This window comes from Lysinibacillus mangiferihumi, assembly GCF_003049665.1.
GTDB lineage: Bacteria > Bacillota > Bacilli > Bacillales_A > Planococcaceae > Lysinibacillus > Lysinibacillus mangiferihumi.
Map to the genome: position 1 here is coordinate 219,344 of NZ_PYWM01000003.1, position 18,910 is coordinate 238,253.

Consider the following 18,910-nt stretch of genomic DNA (forward strand, 5'->3'; position numbering starts at 1 on the left):
TCTTTAAAGATAGAAGCCTTTTTCAAAAAAAGTTTCAGAGATTTTCCATGCTATAAGCTTTATAAAATGACGATACAAGGAGAGAGGATAATGACTACTATTGTATTGGAAAGACAGCCCCTGCAGTCAGCATTTACTATTGCTCCAGAAAGAGAGCAAACAAACACGATTTTGCAGCTAACTAACATTGCTAAAAGCTATGACCATAAGTCCATGGTGTTAAATGATATCAATCTTTCCTTGCAAGAAGGCGAGTTTGTATCCATTATAGGTCAATCGGGTGCAGGGAAATCGACATTACTGCGCTGCATTAATCGAATGATTGAACCGTCCAATGGAAAAATCATTTTTGATCAGCAAGATATTACGTCTATCAATAAAAGAGCAATGCGGCAGCAACGTGCGAAAATGGGCATGATTTTTCAACATTATAACTTAGTTTCTCGCCTGACTGTATTTGAAAATGTGTTGCATGGTCGGTTTGGTTATAAATCCACGATGCAAGGTGTCCTAAGTATTTATACAGAAGAGGAGAAACGACTTGCATTATCGATATTAGAAAAGCTGGATATGAAGGATCAAATTTATAAACGTTGTGACCAGTTAAGTGGTGGTCAAAAGCAACGAGTAGGAATAGCAAGGGCATTAGTGCAAGAGCCAAAGTTATTGTTATGTGATGAGCCTATCGCATCCCTTGATCCCAATTCATCGAAGGTCATTATGGATCACTTAAAGGAAATTTCACAGTCTATGGGCATTACTGTGTTAGTGAATTTACATCAAGTCGACGTTGCCATGCGTTATTCTGATCGAATTATCGGATTACGTAAAGGGGAGAAAGTATTTGATGATATCCCGAAGCAGTTAAACCAGCTTGCTATACGTAACATTTATGGAACAAGCGTAGATGAATTAATTACGGAATAAAAGGTTCGGAGGGTATGATGACAGAGGCGAATATTTTACGTAGGAAAAAGTGGCGAATGACAGGTGTAATGATTGTTCTGATTGTATTAACGTACGGCTCAGCAGCCATTACAAAGTTTAATATAATAGAAGGTTTATTTGCGATTCCAAGTACACTTGCATGGATGATTAATAATTTAGTTCCTTCAGCTGAAACAATAGAAAATATCCCAAAAGTATTAAAACGCCTTTGGGAGACGATTATTTTATCCGTCATAGCCTCTACTACAGCAGCAGTATTTGCTTTGCTTTTTGCAATATTAGGGGCGCAAACGACACAATTCAATCGTTTCTTCGGCTTTGTAGCAAGGTTCATGGCATCCATTTTTCGTAATGTTCCAGTAATCGCATGGGCGCTTGTTCTTGTTATTTCATTTGGACATAATGTTGTAACGGGCTATTTCGCTCTATTTTTCTCGACGTTTGGCTTTTTAGTTCGGATGTTTATTGAAACAATTGATGAGGCAAGTTCAGACGGAGTAGAGGCGCTAATGGCTACAGGTGCTACATATTTTCAAATGGTATGTAAAGGCGTATTACCAGATACGATGCCTCAGATGCTTAGTTGGATATTTTATATGATTGAAACCAATATTCGAAGTGCGACATTAGTTGGATTATTAACAGGTACAGGTATTGGTTATCTATTTGATCTTTACTATAAAAAACTGGATTATAATATGCTAGGGCTTATTACCATTATGATTATCGCCGTTGTGTTTATTATTGAATTTACATCAAACAAAGTAAGGAAGGTGATTTCTTAATGCACGTGTCACCTTTAGAGACAAATGTCAAAGTAAGAAATGGTCGAATTCAAATCACTAATATGACAAAGGCGAATATCGTCATGCGTCTTGTACTATGGGCACTACTGTTGTTTACACTGATTGGACCATTTTTCCTTGATTATGGGACCATTACATGGTCAACAGCCATTTCATTAACGCTAGGTAATTTAAAGATGATGTTTTTAGAACCAGCCTTTCATCAAATTACATTTGCTACAGCGTTAAAGCAAATTAGTATGACACTTGCATTAGCTTTTTTAGCAACGATTTTAGGAGCAGTACTCTCCTTTTTCCTTGCTATTTTTAGCGCAAAAAACTTAGCGCCTTCAATGGTGTCAAATGGGATAATTGCCTTTAACTCATTTATTAGAGCTGTACCTACAGTCCTGTGGGTGTTAATCTTTGCGATTGTTGCAGGTCTTGGTGCAATTGCTTGTGTACTTGGGATGATGCTGCATACCATTGCTTACTTAACAAAGGCATTTGCTGAATCATTTGAGGAGTTAGAAGAAGGTACTATAGAAGCATTGCGGGCGTCAGGAGCGAATTGGTGGCATATTGTATGGCACGCTGTCGTACCGCAGTCTTCGTCCTATATGGTGTCGTGGATTTTCTTACGGTTTGAAACGAACTATGGTGTGGCAGTGGCGATGGGTGCAGCGGCGGCGGCAGGTGGTATTGGCTTTGAGTTATTTATGGCTTCTAGTTTTTACTACGATTTACACGAAGTAGGGATGATTACGTATTGTGCTCTTATTGTCGCCATCATCTTAGAGCTTGTATCCCTTCGTATTAAAAGAAAATTAATGGCGAAATCATAAAATGAGATGCAGAAGAAGATTTGACTTCGAACACACTGTAGGCAAGTTCTAATCCTAAAAGAAACGAACGATAATAAAAACAACACCCTAATGATGGTTATTTCATACATCAATTAGGGTGTTATTTGTCATTTAGATTTTAAAGCTACGTACCATCTGATTAAGCGCATCCGAAATGCTCGTTAATGTGTGCGCAACGCTTTGAATTTCTTCCATAGAAGCTAACTGTTCTTCTGTTGCAGCGACCACTTCGTGTGTACTTTCGGAATTTTCCTTAAAGAGTGAAGAAACGATTTCATATTGTTGGGTAACCGTTGTAAAATCGGCTGTTAGTTGTTCTGTTGTGGCAGCTATTTCTTGTACTTTACCAGTGACATGGGCAATGGATTGCCTAATATCTTGAAATTGTACGGAAGTAGTAGAGGTTAATTGAACCCCACTTCCGACATTTGTTTTCACTTTTTGTATCGTTTGAACGGTTTCATTGGTTGTCTCTTGAATACGTGTAATGAGTGCTTTGATTTGATTTGTCGAGCCACTGGATTGTTCAGCTAATTTCCGTACTTCTTCTGCAACTACGGCAAATCCTTTTCCATGCTCTCCTGCACGTGCAGCTTCAATGGCCGCATTTAAGGCAAGAAGATTTGTTTGATTGGCAATGTCATTTATCAATGTTGTGATTTCACCAATTTTGACAGCATCTTCAGCAAGTGAATTGATATTTTTATCTGTTTCGTCTACCGATTGTGCAATGGCCTCCATGGACGAAACAATTTCTTTAACGGATTTTTCTCCTTGATCCGCCTGTATACTAACTTCATTCGTATCTTCTGAAACATCAGCTGTATAATGTGTCATACTTTCTAAACTTTGCAATGCTTGCACGATGGCAATAGTGCTTTCGTGTAAAATGTTCGCTTGGCTATCCATACTCGTCGAGACATCTTGTATATTTTCCGTAATTTGATGCGAAGATCGTTTTGATTGTTCCGCACTCGCAGAAAACTCTTCGGAAGACGCTGCTACTCGCTCGGATGAAGAGCTAATTTGTGTCATCATCTGTTTTAATGAAGAAATGAAGTGGTTAAATGAAGCAGCTACTTCCCCTAATTCATCTTTGTTTTTTACCTGGATCGTTTTAGTTAAATCGCCGTTTCCTTGCGCGATATCGTTCATCTGAATGTTTAGTTGGCGCAATGGTTTTAAAATGGATTGGTAAAGTAAAACGCCTAATATGATTCCAGATACTGTGGCAACTATGGCAACCCCGAGTAGAAGTGCTTGGCTCATTTTAGACTGCGATTTTAAGCTAGCGCTTGCTACTTCTGTATGTTGATCTATTTGTGCAATAAAACGTTCAAACGAAGGGTCAAGTACTTCTTTCCGTATTCTTCGTTCTTCTCCAAAATGAATGTCAGCAGCTTTCTTAGGGTCAATCGTATGATTGTGAATAACTAATTGAACTTGATTCCAATATTTTTCGTAATTTTCCTTAATGTCATCAATGGTCTGTTGCTCTGAGGATATGATGGAAAAGGCATATAATTGATTAAATTGGTTTATGATATCGTTTGATTTTTCCTCCATTTGTGATACAAATGTTGGATCATTAGTTAATAGTAATGCTCGCTCATCATTTGAAAGACCGGCAAGCCGATATTGAATTTGCTTGGTGATTGTTTTAATTTCCATCAGATTATTTACCTCATTATTTTGTGAGACAATCTTCGATAAAGACCATGTCCCAAATCCACCTACGGCCATGATTGACAACACAAAAATTGAAGTAACAAGAATAAGTCTTGTCTTAATACGCATACAAATCCTCCATCTATTTCGATAAATTAACTTTGCTTTAAGAAAGCAAAAAGTGATAGAGATAAATAGTGATAGGGTCGACTAACACCAAATGGGGTATTAACATCTTGCTTTTATAACTATTATCTTTTGCAATAAGTATTCATCTACTTGTAGTGTCCTTTATCAAACTATATGGCTTAACAGTTTGATATTCTTTTTCAGTACTAAAATAGAATAAGAGAAAAGCAGTTATGTACTTCACTGGCTTTATCAATAAAGTAACCTGATTTGCATCTTACATTATTTAAGGATAATGAATCTGTTATTGCTAAATATTAGTTTATTTTAACATCACATGTGGTGATTAGCGAGAACTATGTGGTAGATTTTTGCTTTTTCATATAAACATAAAGCGAGTAGTCCGTAAATTCGAGTTACTAATCTTTTGTCACACATCAATAAATCAGCAAAGCGTATTGAATCTATCCAAAAAGGCAGCTATTTTACGTAAAATAATAAAGAAGTAAGCGTTTGCTTTATTATATAGAAGAAAGACAAAAGCTTCTGCATTTCCAGACAGTCCAAAAGGAACCAGAAAGGTATTAACCCAATGGACTAAATGGTAAGCGCACAAATAAAAATGCCATCTTATATAAGGTGGCATTTTTTAATCGTTGCTAACAAATTCATTATCAAATAGCACAGACATAATGATGATTGTAGCATATCATAATGACAGTAAGCGCTCTCTTCATTAGTCATAAAAGAAAACAGTTTTCAGCTAGCAACGTATGATAGAAAGCTGTTGGATGCCATTAGATGAAGGAGACGAGCTCACTTGAAGCTCGTCTTTTCATAAACAATCGTAATCGCCACGATCAAATAGCTAATTTAAGCTAGTTCAAACGAAAATTTACACGATTATGTGACATATGCGAAAAAAATTTATAAAAACCTTAACTAATTCATATGAAATCCGTATAATAAATCAAACAGTGCGAAAATTGTCCATTTTTCTATCGACGAATTGCGTGAATTTTTTAAATTGTATTGACGTAGAGAACGATAATTTGTACACTGTGTACATTCAATTGTTTTTTGGAGGAATACATTATTTTAAAAAGTTAGGATTTGATAGATATGATCGTATGTAAATTTGGTGGAACATCTGTAGCAAGTGCAGAACAAATTCAAAAAGTAGCAAACATTGTAAAATCTAATCCGGCACGCAAAATCGTAGCCGTTTCAGCACCAGGAAAACGTTCTGGTGATGATATAAAAGTAACAGATTTACTAATTGACTTAGCTCATGCGGCATTACAAAATGAAAATATAGAAGAAAAACTACAAACAGTCGTTAATCGTTACAAGTCTATTGCTGACGGATTACAGCTAGATGATACGATTTGTGACGTTATTACAGAGGACTTGCGCGAACGTGTGCAAGGTGATACTTCCAATGAAGAATTATTTATTGATAGCTTAAAAGCGGCAGGAGAAGATAACAATGCCAAGCTTATTGCAGCATATTTTAACTCTATCGGTATGCCAGCACGCTATGTAAGTCCAAAAGAAGGTTTGGTCGTCAACGATTTACCTGAGCGTACGTTTGCCTTACCTGAAGCATATACAAATTTAGCGCCATTAAAAGATACAAAAGAAATTATTGTTTTCCCAGGTTTCTTCGGTTACACTAAAGCGGGCATATTGCGTACGTTTGATCGCGGAGGCTCGGATATTACAGGCTCTATTTTAGCAGCTGCTGTTGAAGCGGAGCTTTATGAAAACTTTACGGATGTTGATTGTGTATTTTCCGCAAATCCGAAAGTCGTGAATGATCCAGTGGAAATTAAAGAAATAACGTATCGCGAAATGCGCGAATTATCCTATGCGGGCTTTTCTGTCTTCCATGATGAAGCATTAATGCCTGTCTATAAGATTGGGGTGCCAGTTAACATAAAAAATACAAATAATCCTTCAGCCCCAGGTACTCGAATTGTACCGAGTCGTCCTGCTACAGGTCGTCCGGTTACAGGTATCTCGGCAGACAGCGGCTTTTCAACGTTATATGTGTCTAAATATTTAATGAACCGTGAAGTAGGGTTCGGTCGTAAGCTTCTACAAATTTTAGAAGATGAAAATATTTCATATGAACATACTCCGTCTGGTTTAGATGATATTTCGGTGATTATGCGATCCAACCAACTAACACCAGAAAATGAAGCGCGTATATTAACGCGTGTGAAAAATGAATTGCAGGCAGATGATGTCCAAATGCGTCATGGATTCTCAATGATTGTGATTGTTGGGGAAGGGATGCGTAATAACACTGGTCTTGCAGCACGTGCAGCAACAGCCATATCTAAAACTGGAGCTAATATTGAAATGATTAATCAAGGCTCGTCTGAAGTAAGTCTTGTATTTGGTGTTCTACAAGAGTATGAAAATCGAATTTTACAAGCACTATATGGAGAATTCTTTGCACAAGTGCAAGCATAAGTAAACCCAATACGATAGTTTTATGAAAACAATAAAATTATCTAAAAATAAAACGGAGCTGCCTTATAAGCAATGAATTCATTGCTTATAAGGCAGCTCTTTCATTTTATAAGTTACCTGGATGTATGAATGCCTCCAAAAAATCAAACACTACTAGAAGGAATAGAGTTTTCTTTTATACAGTAATGCTGTAAAATCGAGTTCGTACATAGATAGGAGGTCGTAATAGATTGAAGAGTTTTTCAATGGGCATGATTTTGTCAGTTATCGGTATTTTAGTTGTCTGTTTAACTATTATGGACATTTTACCAGCATCGACGAAATCCATGAAAATTATATATGTTGGGATTGGTTGGGTTTTTATTATAGCCGGTTCAATTATTCGATTTAAAAATTTAAAGCAAAGGCAATAAGAAAATTAACTAAAATGAATGTTGCAAACATCAAAGTTATGATACAATTTCAAAGAAATAAATAATTTCAATACGATGAAGTTATTATTTTGTACTATACAAAAAATTCAGAAGGTTCAAATTTGCAGTGTATTCATAATTAAAGAATGAACAGTACAAATTCTTCTTGTAAGAATTTGTTTTTTTATTTACCTCCACTACAAAATATGGGTTCTCCCGTTGGAAAGGGAGTAGTGAATAACCAATTCGGTATATAATAAATAATGGAGGTAAGAAGACGATGATTGTACGTAAGGAAGATATAAAAATAGTAGATAATTATGTTACGATTCAAACAATAACTCCGATGAAAGTTGTCTCGTCAGCGATGCATAATCCTGGCTTTGGCTACTATACACATCTACTGAATCGCTCTGTACCCAAAACTTATGATGAACGAAAACCACATCATGAATTACGGTGTTTTTTGCAATCAGCGGGTTATCCCATCGACAAAACCGTTGCGATGATGACAGCGGTAGACGCTCGTTTTGCAACAATACGTGAATTTACATATGAAGGTTTGCATCTAGTTGTTATGATAACGGCAGGCTTGGGCAATGCCGTCGATATTACACGTGCATTTCATCGACAAGAGCAATATCACGCTGGAACGATTAATACGTGGGTGCTAATCAATGGGAAACTATCGGATGAGGCGCTGTTCCAGGCAATGATCTCTACGACAGAGGCAAAGGTTAAAGCACTAATAGATGAAAATATTACGGACCCTACTACGGGTACATTAGCAACAGGCACGTCAACGGATAGTTTACTTATTGCATCGACGGAAGAAGGCGATTTCCATCAATATGCAGGCCCTATAACAATGTTGGGCAAAGTGATTGGGCATGGTGTTTATGAAACGATGCGTGAGGCCATCCAAAAATACAAAAAAGAGAAAGAGGCGAATCCACTATGATTTTACTAGTGATTGCCTGTATCATTGGCTTATTATTTGATTTAGTTGTCGGTGATCCTCCTAAAATGCCACATCCAGTACGGTGGATAGGCAAACTTATTCAAGCGCAAACCGCCTTGTGGAATAAGGGTAATATGCGAAAATTTCGTGGGATGATCATGGCGCTTGCTGTCGTTGGAACGACCATGTTTGTTGTAACCGTGATTGTAGTGCTTAGTTATCAAGTGAACATCGTGTTTGGAATTCTAATAGAGGGGTTATTAATTGGCGTTGGACTAGCACAGCGTAGTTTAAAAGAAGCAGCAATTGCTGTCTATGATCCTCTTGTCCAAGGAGATTTTGCAGAGGCACGTGTGAAATTATCGTGGATTGTTGGGCGAGATACCGATCAGCTTGATGAGGATGAAATTGTTCGGGGTGTTGTAGAAACAGTATCTGAAAATACAAGTGATGGTGTAACCGCGCCACTCTTTTATGCATTTTTATTTGGGGCAATTGGTTTATGGGGATACAAGGCAGTAAACACGTTAGATTCAATGATTGGCTATAAAAATGAAAAATACAAAGATTTTGGTATGTTTGCCGCAAGACTTGATGATGTCCTAAATTTTATTCCTAGTCGTTTAACAGGATTGTTGATGGTACTTGGTACTAAAAATGAAACAACTGTTTCGCTTGGCAAACGCTTAAAACGCTGGGTACAGGATGCTAAAAAACATCCTAGTCCGAATAGCGGTTATTTGGAAGCAGCAACTGCTGTACAGTTAGGCGTACAACTCGGCGGGAAAAATACATATCAAGGTGTTGCATCGTATAGAGCGACGATGGGTGAAAAACTTGTACCGTTAACGAAAGAGCACATTGCAACATCTGTGACTCATATGCGAATTGCTACACTGCTCTTTACGCTTGTTATGTTAGCAATGGAGGTGTTAATTTTTGCAATTACCTAATCATGGAGCAAATCCGCAAAATGTCTATCAGCAGCTCGGGCTGAAAATGCCGACAGAAGTATTTGATTTTAGTGAAAATGTAAATGCAGCAGGTCCTCCTCCTTTTGTTGAGGCACGCTGGCGCACATTTTATCCATTAATCCAGCGTTACCCAGATCCAGATGGTGAACCTTTTTTAACAAAGGTGGCCTATTTTCATCGCATTGAAAAACAGGCAATCGTCCTAGGGAATGGGGCGTCAGAGTTATTTAGTGTGTTAGCCAGACGCTATGTAAATAAACGTGTTATTGTGATTCATCCGACATTTTCGGAGTACGAACGGACGCTAAAGGCTGCCGGGGCGAATGTTGTGCCAATTGTTGTGGATGACGTTATAAACTATACATTACCAATGACACAACTTTATCAAGAAATGGTTTATGCAGATGCAGTATATATCTGTACACCAAATAATCCAACAGGTGTCTTACCAAAAAAAGAAGAACTACTCCGCTTAATAGCTTATGGAGCGGAAGTAGACTGTGAACTCGTATTGGATGAGGCATTTATTGATTGGGTCAGTGAAGATCATTCGTTAATTGGCGATGTTGCGCATAATCCACATGTTATTGTTGTGCGATCGATGACAAAAATGTATGCCATTCCTGGATTAAGACTCGGCTATTTAGTTGCAAGCAAAATCATTGTTTCAGAGCTAAAAGCAATGTTGTCACATTGGAATCTTAACGCATTTGCGCTTGTTATCGGTGCGGGCTGTTTGGATGAGCATGATTATTGTCAACAGGCAATCGACTATGCAACAAATCAAAGAGCGTGGCTCCAACGTTTTTTGCACGAACACGGATGCCGCGTAACAAATAGTGTGACAAACTATGTATGCTTTTCATTGCCGAGCAACCAGCATCCAGATACATTTTTCAGCTTTTGTTTAGGACAAGGAATTGTCCTGCGCCATACAAAAAACTTTATGGGGTTAAATGGTGAATGGTTCCGCATCGGTATTAAAGATGTAACAGCGATGACCTATTTACATAACTGTTTACAAACGTGGTTTAAAGCAAATAAGGGGTGAGAAAAGTGACAACTTTTTATCTAGTTCGACACGGGGAAACAGTTTGGAATAAAGAACATCGATTGCAAGGGTGGTTAGATTCTCCATTGTCTGAAAACGGCATTTTACATGCCCAAAAACTTGGTGAACAATTGAAAAACATTCCCTTTACTGCAGCGTATAGTAGCACAAGTGGTCGTGCAAAAGAAACATTACACTATTTAACAGTAGGTCGTAAGCTAGCAATTCACTATGAGGATGATCTACGTGAAATTTTTTTAGGAAACTGGCAAGGAAAAACTGTGGAGGATATTATGGTCAGTAATCGTTTTGACTACGAGCTGTATACCCATTATCCAGCACAATTTGTCGCCACTCACACCGAAAGCTTTGGCGAAGTAACAGAACGAGCGATGTATACGTTAAAAAATATTACCCAACGCTATCCACATGAACATATTTTAATTGTGTCACATGGAGTAACGATTAATTGTATAATCAATGCCATATTAGAGCGGGGCATTGACCAGTTATGGACAGCGCCACACATAGAGGGGACAAGCGTGACTATCGTAGAGCGTACAGAAGAAAGCTGGCACGTCAAGGTTATTGGTAGCACGCAACATTTACAATAGAGAGGTGAAAACAGTGCCGCTAATTTTTATATCAGGTGGGGTTCGCAGCGGTAAATCTCACTTTGCCGAACAACAAGCTGTTTTGCACTATCAAAATAAAGATTTAATAAACAAACGATTGATATATATTGCTTCTGGTGTTGCCATGGATGTTGAAATGGAAAAACGCATAGTGCGACACAAAGCAGATCGTTTAAAACAAGCGATTGCGTGGCATACAATTGAAGCACCTTATCAAATACAGGATGCCTTTAATACGTTGGATGAAGGGGATATTGTACTTTGGGACTGTGTGACGACATGGCTGACTAATGCCTTTTATGAAGGGTTTGATAGTGGAACGCCATGTGTAGAAAAGCCAGGGTGTCTAGAGTCAAAAATATGGTTTATGAAAAGTGCAGTATTGACGTTACTTGACAAAAAGGTGACGCTTTTTGTCGTTTCTAATGAACTTTTTGATGAACCGCCATATGGAAATCAGGAGGTGGAATTGTACCGCCAATTGCTCGGCAATCTCCATCAATGGTTTGTATCTATTTCACATGACGCCTATGAAATAAATTATGGTATCGTCAAGAAATGGAAATAAGGAACCAACTTCTAAGCTTAGTTAATGACTTCCACAAAAAAAGATGTAACTCTACAAGTAAACGGGAAAATCTAGACGGCACGTAGCATGGGAAACGATTTTGATTGCTCCTGTAAACGTTTGCTTTTTATGTCTTATTGGCAATTGATCTACTAGATTTTTTATATTCTTATCACTGAAATTGGTTGAGATAACACGAAAGAAAGAAGGCAAGGCGATGAAAACTATATGGCACAGTATATTGCTGGCATTTCAATTTTTTACAGTTTTGCCTGTACATAAAGAAATTCCGTTAACTAAACGGACAATTACCGGAATGTTTGCATTTTTACCTTGGATAGGGGCGCTGATGGGAGCTGTTGTTGCAGCGATAATCTACTGTTTAACACAATGGACAGCCAGCAGTGAAGTCCTCTTAACTTTTATGATTATCGGTTTATTTGCATTATTTTCAGGAGGCTTGCATCTAGACGGTTTTATCGATATGGGGGATGCTTATTTTTCTTATCGCGATCGGGACAAGCGACTTGAAATATTAGATGATCCGCGAGTTGGGGCATTTGGTGTACTATCTGTGTTATTTCTAGTGTTGGGAAAATTCGTTGTGCTACATGAACTTTTTGTACAGAACAAACTTTCATTATGGATGCTTGTCTTTATCCCTTTATTGACACGTGTAGGAATGAGTTTCTATTTTCTATCGTTACAATGTTCGAAGGAAAAAGGACTTGCTTATTTTTTTAAAACACATATACATCATCGTTTACTGACAAGTTTGATGTTACTTACGCTTTTACTTGCCTATTGTGGTGTGTTCGTAGTTTCAAGCTTTTCTATAGTGCCATTGCTGTTAATGGTCGTTTTAGTCATTGCATTTGTATTGTTTCGGCAGTTTACAGTGCGTAATTTTGGCGGAGTTTCTGGGGACTTGCTAGGTGCTTCAATCGAAGGAATGGAGGTTGTGCTATGGGTGACATTGTTACTGTTCGTTTAATGAGACATGCACCAACAAAAGAAAATGTGGAAAAGCGTTATATTGGCTGGACAGATTCTTCCTTAGCACAGGCGTCGGCGCTTCCAATAGTCAATGATTCTGTCAGAAAAGTATATGGCAGTGATTTACGTCGTTGTCAAGAAACGGCGAAATGTTATTTTCCACAAGCTAGCTATATAGCCGATGCAAGATTTCGAGAGACGAATTTTGGTGATTTTGAAGGCAAAACATATGACCAATTAAAGACAGATTATCGGTACCGTAGATGGTTAGATGACCCAATGAAAAATGCGCCACCAAACGGTGAAAGATTTGATCAGTTTTGTGAGCGAGTAGTTGCAGGTTTTTTAGCATTACCAAAAGATGAGGATGACTATTATCTCGTCGTTCATGGTGGGGTGGTGCGAGCGTTACTTGTTGCATTTGCTCCACAACAAGAGGATTTTTGGTCATATCAAGCACCCCATAATCGCCTATTTACGCTAACGTTTTCCAGAACAGCTTGGAAGGAGGGAGCTAGATGCATGTCTTTATCGGAGGAGCCTATAACGGAAAAACCGCTTATGTAGAGCGAGTACTGAAAGATTATCACTATATGGTAATTGATGGCGATCTACCAGATGTTGCACCTGATTGTGATGCACTGATTATTAAAAATTTAGAACAATGGCTCATAAAACACAATTTGGAGGAAGATGAAGCCATTATCCAGCACATTTTGACAACACTAAAAAGCCTTGAAAAAAACTGTGTAGTGTATATGATTGTAACCGATATGGGACGTGGTGTTGTACCGATGGAAAAGCAAGCAAGACTATTGCGTGACACGTGTGGTCGCTTGTATCAGGCGTTATTTGCAGAAGCAAAACAAGTAAATCGTATTTGGTATGGCATTGCAGAACGTATTAAATAAACGAGTTTATGCTTCTGTAGAATACTTGTAGAAAAGAGGAAATGGAATGAATCGACAAAAATTAATGAGTTTGACATTAACCGCCATGGTTGCAGCGATTTGTGCAGTTGGGGCAGTTATTAAAATTCCGTCTTTTGTATCATCGGCGGCACTCGACTCAGCGCCAGCATTTTTAAGCGTTGCATTTTTATCACCTGTATTGGCCGGGATAGCAGGGTTAATAGGTCATTTGATTACAGCATTGACATCTAGCTTACCATATGGACCTTTGCATCTTATTATTGCGGTCGAAATGTTTATTGTGGTATGGCTATTCGGTGTGATGCACAAAAAAGGTATGCATTTTTGGAAATGGCCGGTAGCGCTTATATTGAATGGTGTGATCGCACCACTCCCATTTTATTTCATCATTAGTCCAGCGTTTTTCTGGGGCTCATTAGCGAGTATTTTCATGGCAACTGTCATTAATTTATTGATTGTCGCTGTCGTGATGCCGATACTCTCAAAAGTGTTTGTTCGTAAGGCGGGACGAGCAAATTGAGAAATGCAGTAAAAATAGGGAATCTGATTGTTACAACGGATAATGCTGCAGCCATCGGAGAAAAGCCTCAAGATGTCGTATCGGCGCCGGATACATTAACGGCTTATTTAACTGGGCGTGTCACTTTTCTAGAACAGCTTGCAGCCGATGCCCTACCCAGTCATATTATTCTTGCCAACTTTTCAGGCGATGAGGCGTGGTCTCGTTATGTCGTAGGACTTGCGCAAGTCTTTGAAGAAGCAGGTCTACCATGTCCACCTGTAAATGGCAGTTCAGAATCCAATATGCCGACTGTGCAATCGGGATTATCTGTAACAATGTTAGGTGAAATGCAAACAAGGTCGCCATTTGCTCGTGACAACCTGATTTGGTATACGTATGGACTGCCACTCGTTGGCAATGAAGTGCTTGCGCAGCCTGAAGATGTGGCCCAACTACAACCCATTTACCAAGCTTGGCGCGAGGAAATTGTGCAACAAGTTTGGCCGGTAGGTTCTCAAGGCTTACAAGCAGAATTTTTAAGACTTTTTGATCAGCAACAAATTAAAAGTTCGTTGGATGTAGGAAAAACAGCAGGGCCATGTGCGGTAATTTTACTAGGAATTAATCCAGAAAAAGAGCAACTGGCACAAAAAATTTTTACTAGAAATTTTGAGAAACTGCGTAAAACTGCATTGGAATAGGGCTTGCTTCGAGCAAAAGTAGCGTTTTCGAGAATACAAGGGGCAAAACGCCTATTGAAACGTTAAACACAATATGTTAGATTTGTTTAGGAGTTAAAACACTATATATAGTATATTGGACAAGCGGTACCAGTATGGTTTAAAAGGGAATTCGGAAATAGAGATATCTAAAGCCGAAGCTGTCCCCGCAACTGTAAGTGCTGACAAATAATTAGGATGCCACTGTGAAAGAACGGGAAGGCAATTATTTGAAGGAAGCATGAGCCAGGAGACCTGCCGAGTTGTTCAAGACAGCAACACATCTTCGGGGATTGAGAAGTGGAGGCGAGAGATTTGTCCACTTCGATGTGTACATGTCCTTCATTTCCATTTCTGATTTTACAGCGATTACGCAACCGAAACAGGGTGTGTAATCGCTTTTTTGTGTGCGCTGATAGAAAGGGAGAGAATGGGAATATGACAATTCAAATCGAACAGCAGATGGCTAAGTTAAAGAAAAGTTACACAGAGGAGGAGCTTGAAAGCTTTGTAAGATTATCGGATAGATGGCTACGAAAAAATGACAATGCAACATTTGAAGCTTGGGCGGATGCGATGATTTTACAAACACTTAGTCTTATTGATGAGGAAGAGCCATATTGGACATTTGTTGCTGCGCAAATTTACTTAGAAAAATTATATGATCAATTTGCCACACGTCGTGGTGTTGGAGTGGAAGATGTCTATAAGGTATTTCCAGAGCAACTTGCGCGCTATACCGAGGCAGGGCTTTATCATGACTGTTTAACGACGAAGTATAGTGAACGAGAGCTAGTCGAGCTTGCGTCTTATCTTGAACAGAGTCGTGATGAACTGTTTACGTATATCGGTTTAAAAACGTTAATGGACCGCTATGTTGTGCGTGATTATACGAAAACACCTGTAGAATTACCGCAAGAGCGTTGGATGGTCATTGCAATGACATTGATGCAAGATGAAACGGAAAACCGCTTAGAAAAAGTACGAGAATCGTATTGGGCGATGAGTAATTTATATATGACGGTTGCAACACCAACATTGTCAAATGCCGGAAAAACACATGGCCAGCTTTCAAGCTGCTTTATTGATACGGTAGATGATAGTTTACAAAGTATTTATGATACGAACACCGATGTTGCAACATTATCGAAATACGGAGGCGGTATAGGCGTTTACATGGGGAAAATCCGTAGTCGTGGCTCCTCTATCAAAGGGTTTAAAGGCGCATCTAGTGGGGTACTGCCATGGATCAAACAGCTCAATAATACAGCGGTGTCAGTGGATCAGCTTGGTCAACGCCAAGGCGCAATCGCCGTTTATTTAGATGTTTGGCATAAAGATGTCTTTACGTTTTTAGATTTACGTTTAAATAATGGAGACGAACGATTACGCGCACATGATATTTTTACTGGTTTATGTTTACCGGATATTTTTATGGAAGCGGTCGAAGCGCGTGGAGAGTGGCATTTATTTGACCCACATGAAGTACGTGAGGTAATGGGCTTCTCACTCGAAGATTGTTATGATGAGCAAAAAGGACAAGGCTCTTTCCGAGATAAATATGCGTCGTGCATTGCCAATCCACTATTAAGTCGAGAAGTGGTGCCGGCAATCGATATTATGAAGCGTATTATGCGTTCACAGTTGGAAACAGGTGTACCCTTTATGTTTTACCGCGATGAAGTAAATCGTATGAATCCAAATAAGCATGAAGGGATGATTTATAGTTCAAATTTATGTACTGAAATTTTCCAAAACATGTCGCCGACGCAATTCGAATCCATTACGTTAGAAGATGATGTGATTGTGACACGTCGTAAGCCTGGAGATTTCGTTGTATGTAATTTATCTTCTGTCAATTTAGGAAAGGCTGTTCCGGCTGGTGTGTTAGAGCGTTTAATACCGATTCAAGTGCGCATGTTAGATAATGTTATTGCCTTAAATACTATTCCTGTGAAACAAGCCGAGCGTACTAATGCTCGTTATCGTGGAATTGGGCTAGGGACATTTGGTTGGCATCATTTACTTGCCTTAAAGGAAATTCAATGGGAGTCGGATGAGGCAGTTGACTATGCTGATAAATTATACGAGCATATTGCGTATTTAACGATTCGTGCATCGAGTGCACTTGCGCGCGAAAAAGGTGCTTACCCATTATTTGAGGGCTCTGACTGGCAAACAGGTGCTTATTTTGAAAAGCGTAGCTACAACAGTGACAAGTGGCAAGCTTTGCGTGCGGATGTCGCAAATTATGGAATGCGCAATGGGTATGTAATGGCAGTAGCACCAAATTCATCGACATCTATTTTGGCAGGCAGTACGGCAACGATTGATCCGATTTTCCAAAAGAGTTACTCCGAGGAGAAAAAGGATTACAAAATTCCTGTTACAGTACCGGACTTATCATCCGTAACGACTTGGTATTATAAGTCTGCTTACTTTATCGATCAAAACTGGACGATTAAACAAAATGCGGCACGTGCCCGTCATATTGACCAAGGCATTTCGCTTAATTTATATGTGCAAAATACGATACAGGCAAAAGACTTACTTGCTTTACATCTTAATGCTTGGGCAAGTGGCGTAAAAACGACTTATTATGTGCGTTCAACATCTGTTGAATTGCTAGAATGTGAGTCTTGTGCAAGCTAGGAGGAATAGAAAATGACAACAATTACGAAACGAAAAATGATGGATAAGGAGGCGCCGAACCGTTCGACAGCCATTGTAAACGGGCGCTCTTCTAATATTTTAAACTGGGATGACGTGCGTTTTAGTTGGGCGTACCCAAAATATAAAAAAATGCTTGGGAACTTTTGGACACCTTTTGAGATTAATATGAGCAATGATGTCAAACAATTTCCAACATTATCAGCGGATGAACAGGAATCATTTTTGAAAATTATTGGCTTACTGGCGCTGCTAGACAGTGTACAAACGGATTTTGCAGGCAAAGTGGCGGACTATTTAACGGATTCGAGCCTTAATGCCTTAATGATTATTTTAGCGCAACAAGAGGTGATTCATAATCATTCCTATTCTTATGTTTTATCCAGTATTGTAAATAAAGATGAACAAGACCGTACATTTGACTTTTGGCGCACAGAGCCAGTGTTAGAGCGTCGCAATGATTTTGTGATGAAAGGCTATCAAGCATTTGCAGAGGAACCAAACGTTGAAAATATGTTAGAGGCCATTGTCTATGATGTTATTTTAGAAGGCTTATTTTTCTATTCTGGTTTTGCCTTCTTCTATCATTTAGCGCGCAATCAAAAAATGGTCGCTTCGTCAACGATGATCAATTATATCAACCGTGATGAACAGCTACATGTGGATTTATTTGTGAAAATCTATCAGGAATTGCTAGCAGAATTTCCTGAATATGATACACCAGAACGAGCGGCGCGTGTGCAAGAGATTTTCCGTGAAGCGGTTCAACTTGAAATCGATTGGGCAAATGAAGTCATAGGTGAAAAAATTGAAGGACTTGATGTGGAAGATGTCCATGATTATGTCCATTTTTATGCGAATGTACGTTGCCACCAACTAGGGGTAGAGCGTCCGTTTGAGGGTTATCGAAAAAATCCATTAAAATGGATTAAAGCATACGAGGATGTAGACTTAGGAAAGACAGATTTCTTTGAGCAACGATCCCGTCAATATGTAAAAGTCAATGTAGAAGATAACGGCTTCGATGACTTATAATTTAATATAATATAATATAATTGTTTGAGTGCCTGTCACTCTATCCACTTGGCTTTTGCGTAGCATTATGTAAGCCACAACTCCCGCTTTTGCGCCGTATGTTGTGACTTTCTGTATGTGAGTTCCCGCAGAAGTCCAAGTGGATTTTACTTTCTAACCAGAAAATTGTTTGAGTGCCTGTCACGCCCAAGGAACGGAGACGAAAGAATGCAAGTAGTTAAACAGTTAGGGAGGTATTTAGGGCCTTATAAATGCGCTGATATTTTAATTTTGGATGAAGCCACATCTAGCGTTGATACGCAAACAGAGGTTGATATTCAAAAAGGATTACAACATTTAATGCAAGGGCACACAAGTTTTGTGATTGCACACCGTTTGAAAACGATTGAAAATGCCAATCAAATTTTCGTTATTCAACAAGGCGAAATTGTTGAACAAGGTAACCATCAACAACTGATGCAACAACAAGGAATCTACAACTACCTACAGCAAAAACTACTGTTAGAACAAGAAGAGCCAAGTGTATAAAACCCTTTAAAGTTTCCTATTAAAAAATGAATAGCTACTCTTATTAAAG

The 18,910-nt window shown here is 38.7% G+C and carries 18 protein-coding genes, 1 pseudogene and 1 riboswitch; of the genes and pseudogenes, 18 read left to right on the plus strand and 1 reads right to left on the minus strand.

Annotated features, from left to right (window positions below):
• Window positions 1-90: 90 nt before the first annotated feature.
• Genes phnC through C9J37_RS04830 form a run of 3 tightly spaced genes read left to right on the plus strand, consistent with a single transcriptional unit; the run spans window position 91 to window position 2,578 of the window.
• Window positions 91-927 carry a phosphonate ABC transporter ATP-binding protein gene (phnC, locus tag C9J37_RS04820; RefSeq protein WP_107894476.1) on the plus strand — a complete coding sequence of 279 codons (837 nt, stop codon included), beginning with the start codon at window positions 91-93 and terminating at the stop codon, window positions 925-927.
• A gap of 17 nt (window positions 928-944) precedes the next feature.
• Window positions 945-1,733 (plus strand): phosphonate ABC transporter, permease protein PhnE, encoded by a 789-nt coding sequence (gene phnE, locus C9J37_RS04825; RefSeq protein WP_107894477.1) that lies wholly within the window; start codon window positions 945-947, stop codon window positions 1,731-1,733.
• The gene (locus tag C9J37_RS04830) at window positions 1,733-2,578 is read left to right on the plus strand and encodes a PhnE/PtxC family ABC transporter permease (RefSeq protein ID WP_107894478.1); all 846 of its coding nucleotides are present in this window, start codon (window positions 1,733-1,735) and stop codon (window positions 2,576-2,578) included. The genes phnE and C9J37_RS04830 overlap by 1 nt, the downstream gene beginning before the upstream one ends.
• Window positions 2,579-2,710: 132 nt before the next feature.
• Here the strand turns inward: C9J37_RS04830 and C9J37_RS04835 are convergent, their stop codons facing one another.
• Window positions 2,711-4,396: a methyl-accepting chemotaxis protein gene (locus C9J37_RS04835; RefSeq protein ID WP_107894479.1), complete on the minus strand. Its 1,686-nt coding sequence runs from the start codon at window positions 4,394-4,396 to the stop codon at window positions 2,711-2,713.
• 1,122 nt (window positions 4,397-5,518) lie between these two features.
• Here C9J37_RS04835 and C9J37_RS04840 point away from each other — a divergent pair.
• From C9J37_RS04840 to C9J37_RS04910, 15 genes and pseudogenes are all read left to right on the plus strand, one after another.
• Window positions 5,519-6,877, plus strand: coding sequence for an aspartate kinase (locus C9J37_RS04840; protein WP_107894480.1), 1,359 nt, complete (start codon window positions 5,519-5,521; stop codon window positions 6,875-6,877).
• 230 nt (window positions 6,878-7,107) lie between these two features.
• Window positions 7,108-7,290 carry a hypothetical protein gene (locus tag C9J37_RS04845; RefSeq protein ID WP_024360963.1) on the plus strand — a complete coding sequence of 61 codons (183 nt, stop codon included), beginning with the start codon at window positions 7,108-7,110 and terminating at the stop codon, window positions 7,288-7,290.
• A gap of 280 nt (window positions 7,291-7,570) precedes the next feature.
• On the plus strand, window positions 7,571-8,251 hold the full coding sequence (locus C9J37_RS04850; protein ID WP_107894481.1) for an adenosylcobinamide amidohydrolase: 681 nt from the start codon (window positions 7,571-7,573) through the stop codon (window positions 8,249-8,251).
• Entirely contained in the window at window positions 8,248-9,204 is a 957-nt protein-coding gene (gene cbiB, locus C9J37_RS04855; protein ID WP_107894482.1) for an adenosylcobinamide-phosphate synthase CbiB, read from the plus strand. Before C9J37_RS04850 ends, cbiB begins: the two co-directional genes overlap by 4 nt.
• Entirely contained in the window at window positions 9,191-10,276 is a 1,086-nt protein-coding gene (locus tag C9J37_RS04860; RefSeq protein ID WP_107894483.1) for a pyridoxal phosphate-dependent aminotransferase, read from the plus strand. Before cbiB ends, C9J37_RS04860 begins: the two co-directional genes overlap by 14 nt.
• A gap of 5 nt (window positions 10,277-10,281) precedes the next feature.
• A complete protein-coding gene (locus C9J37_RS04865) occupies window positions 10,282-10,890 on the plus strand; it encodes a histidine phosphatase family protein (protein WP_107894484.1) in 609 nt (202 codons plus the stop codon).
• A gap of 13 nt (window positions 10,891-10,903) precedes the next feature.
• Window positions 10,904-11,479, plus strand: a complete 576-nt coding sequence (locus C9J37_RS04870) for a bifunctional adenosylcobinamide kinase/adenosylcobinamide-phosphate guanylyltransferase (protein WP_107894485.1) — start codon at window positions 10,904-10,906, stop codon at window positions 11,477-11,479.
• 217 nt (window positions 11,480-11,696) lie between these two features.
• Window positions 11,697-12,473 (plus strand): adenosylcobinamide-GDP ribazoletransferase, encoded by a 777-nt coding sequence (cobS, locus tag C9J37_RS04875; protein ID WP_107894486.1) that lies wholly within the window; start codon window positions 11,697-11,699, stop codon window positions 12,471-12,473.
• Window positions 12,446-13,042 carry a histidine phosphatase family protein gene (locus C9J37_RS04880; RefSeq protein WP_107894487.1) on the plus strand — a complete coding sequence of 199 codons (597 nt, stop codon included), beginning with the start codon at window positions 12,446-12,448 and terminating at the stop codon, window positions 13,040-13,042. The genes cobS and C9J37_RS04880 overlap by 28 nt, the downstream gene beginning before the upstream one ends.
• Window positions 12,994-13,386, plus strand: coding sequence for a bifunctional adenosylcobinamide kinase/adenosylcobinamide-phosphate guanylyltransferase (locus C9J37_RS04885; protein WP_107894488.1), 393 nt, complete (start codon window positions 12,994-12,996; stop codon window positions 13,384-13,386). Before C9J37_RS04880 ends, C9J37_RS04885 begins: the two co-directional genes overlap by 49 nt.
• A 46-nt stretch (window positions 13,387-13,432) precedes the next feature.
• On the plus strand, window positions 13,433-13,927 hold the full coding sequence (locus C9J37_RS04890) for an ECF transporter S component (protein ID WP_107894489.1): 495 nt from the start codon (window positions 13,433-13,435) through the stop codon (window positions 13,925-13,927).
• A complete protein-coding gene (locus C9J37_RS04895; protein ID WP_107894490.1) occupies window positions 13,924-14,610 on the plus strand; it encodes a hypothetical protein in 687 nt (228 codons plus the stop codon). Before C9J37_RS04890 ends, C9J37_RS04895 begins: the two co-directional genes overlap by 4 nt.
• A 107-nt stretch (window positions 14,611-14,717) precedes the next feature.
• Window positions 14,718-14,906, plus strand: a riboswitch (cobalamin riboswitch).
• 160 nt (window positions 14,907-15,066) lie between these two features.
• Window positions 15,067-17,280, plus strand: coding sequence for a ribonucleoside-diphosphate reductase subunit alpha (locus C9J37_RS04900; RefSeq protein WP_107894491.1), 2,214 nt, complete (start codon window positions 15,067-15,069; stop codon window positions 17,278-17,280).
• A gap of 12 nt (window positions 17,281-17,292) precedes the next feature.
• Window positions 17,293-18,333 (plus strand): ribonucleotide-diphosphate reductase subunit beta, encoded by a 1,041-nt coding sequence (locus tag C9J37_RS04905; RefSeq protein ID WP_024360953.1) that lies wholly within the window; start codon window positions 17,293-17,295, stop codon window positions 18,331-18,333.
• Window positions 18,334-18,588: 255 nt separating this feature from the next.
• Window positions 18,589-18,861, plus strand: a pseudogene (locus tag C9J37_RS04910) (multidrug ABC transporter ATP-binding protein); the annotation flags it as partial.
• Window positions 18,862-18,910: the final 49 nt, after the last annotated feature.